The organism is Vibrio sp. Vb1574 (assembly GCF_033338675.1).
On the sequence record NZ_JAWOTC010000497.1, the window covers coordinates 1 to 1,011 of the forward strand.

At 47.3% G+C, this 1,011-nt stretch carries 2 protein-coding genes and 1 pseudogene; all 3 read right to left on the minus strand.

The window, feature by feature from the left end; translation table 11 throughout:
* Positions 1-106 (minus strand): annotated as a pseudogene (locus R7O12_RS27135) (Hpt domain-containing protein); the annotation flags it as partial.
* A gap of 12 nt (positions 107-118) precedes the next feature.
* Positions 119-805 carry an AAA family ATPase gene (locus R7O12_RS27140; protein ID WP_318127154.1) on the minus strand — a complete coding sequence of 229 codons (687 nt, stop codon included), beginning with the start codon at positions 803-805 and terminating at the stop codon, positions 119-121.
* The coding region (locus R7O12_RS27145; protein ID WP_318127155.1) for a hypothetical protein at positions 805-1,011 on the minus strand (207 nt) is incomplete at its 5' end. The genes R7O12_RS27145 and R7O12_RS27140, both read right to left, overlap by 1 nt.

The following is a 1,011-nucleotide window of genomic DNA, read 5'->3' on the forward strand; positions in this document are numbered from 1 at the left end:
CAATCAACGTGGGAATGATCTCCGCGCAGGTGTCTTTAATCATTTGCTGGAGAATGAGCTCATCAACCAACTCTTGTTCAATGTGTTGTGCCGTATTGGAATTCATAATAAGCGCTCCCTATAACATAAACAGTTCACTTTTTTTAATCTGCTGGGCCAGTTTGTCTTTCCATTTTTTCGGTAGAAAACGCAGCTTTTCGACTTGGCGAATCAGCTCGTCTTTTAGGCTCGGAGTGTGTTTCATGTTTAGCACCGAGCCAATCAGATTGGCATCGCTTGCTTCAAGCAGCTTTTTGGCTTGCTCAAGTTGCGTGGTCGTCGTAGACCCGTAATGAGCAACCAGAAGCGTTGCATCACAAACTCCCGCGATGACTTGCGGTGGAATGTTACTCTTATTCACACTGAGCAACGGAGAGGTGTCGATGACAATGCGATCATACTGAGATAACCATGTCTCGATGTTTTTCCTCAGTGCGGTTGGATCTCGATACGCCAGTTTGGTGCTTGCCAACGACGGGGCAGGCAATCCCACCAGCGTTTGGTGCGCATCTTCGCGCGTAATTAAATGACCGACATTTGCGTCATCATCAAACTCGTGCACCGTGTGATACGCGGGTTTGAATAAGTTCAAGTCCACATATAATGTGCTGTAACCTGCCAAGATAAGGCGCTCGGCAAGAGAAGAGGCGACAGACGTAACGCCTTCTTCAGATTTACAGCCCACCACGCAACTCGATCTGTGACCCTTTTGTTCACTTTGCAGATAGATTTGCTCGATTTCGGCATGAGTCGCAGGAATGGTCATTACAGCGCTCCTATTAACACGATGGTGGTGGTGATTTGAAGAATGTCTCTCAAACCAGCGCGCGCTTTTTCTGCAAAGCTTTCATCTTTATGAGGAATGTAAATCGTATCCCCAGCTCGGATGACAGGCAAATCGTAAATGTTGGCGGTTTTGCTGAAGTTTACGAGGTCGAACGTTCTCGCTTGGCCTTGGCAGCACGACATATT